The organism is Vibrio sp. 2132-1, assembly GCF_033344315.1.
The window spans coordinates 1-1,049 of record NZ_JAWPON010000106.1 but is presented as its reverse complement, the minus strand read 5'-3'; the positions used below and the strand labels follow the sequence as shown (position 1 = coordinate 1,049).

At 47.1% G+C, this 1,049-nt stretch carries 1 protein-coding gene; it reads left to right on the top strand.

All coding sequences use genetic code 11. The features are described 5' to 3' along the window. Positions 1-1,049 (top strand): 23S rRNA (uracil(1939)-C(5))-methyltransferase RlmD (rlmD, locus tag R8N47_RS23740; protein WP_318185918.1); only part of this gene is annotated, 1,049 nt, incomplete at both ends.

Below are 1,049 nucleotides of genomic sequence, written 5' to 3'. Positions count from 1 at the left end.
AAGCGGTACAAGTAGAGCGTTTGGATCACCACGGCGCAGGTATTGCTTACCTTAAAAAGAAACCGTTGTTCATTGACGGCGCATTACCAGGTGAAGAAGTGGTGACGCAATTGGTGGAAGAGAAGAGCAAATTTGCTCGCGGCAAGCTGATTAAAATCCTAAAGCCAAGCGACGCGCGCGTTGAGCCATTTTGTCCGCATTATCATGAATGTGGCGGCTGTGATTTGCAGCACCTCAATTATGACCAACAATTGACGCACAAACAGCAGACGCTGCGTCAGTTGATGCGAAAATTTGCTGGCAGTGACATTGAGTTGGATGCGCCAGTATTGGGCGAGTCTTTAGGTTACCGACGTCGTGCTCGCGTGAGTTTGTTTGTCGATAAGAAAACGCGTCAGTTGCACTTCGGCTTCCGCAAAAAGCAAAGCAAGCAAATTGCACAAGTGACGGATTGTCCGGTATTGGCTCCTGAGTTGAATGTGCTATTGCCTGAGATTTATTCGGTGCTAACAGCGTTCAAAAAGCCAGAGCAATTGGGGCATGTAGAACTGGTGTTGGGTGACAACGGGCCTTGTATCACGCTGCGACACTTAAGTAATTTGGCCGATGAAGAAGTCAGTGCATTAGTTGAATTAGCGACACGCCATCAAGCCTCGTTGTATCTGATGCCAGAAACTGACCAACTTAACTTAGTTGCAGGTGAGGTGCCTTTCTATCAAGAAGCGGGCGTAAAAATCCCTTTTGCACCGAACAACTTTATTCAGGTCAACCAAGCGGTGAACCAGAAAATGGTGGAACAGGCGATTGAGTGGTTAGACCCTCAAAGTGACGAACGAGTGTTAGATTTGTTCTGTGGATTAGGCAACTTCAGCTTGCCGATCGCAAAGCGTGCTAAACATGTCGTTGGCGTAGAAGGTGTGGCTGAGATGGTCGAAAAAGCCTCAAATAATGCATCTTTGAACCAAATCAATAACGCGCAATTTTATCACGCTAACCTTGAGCAGGATTTTGACGGCCAAGCTTGGGCTGCGGAAAAGTTTGACAAAGTA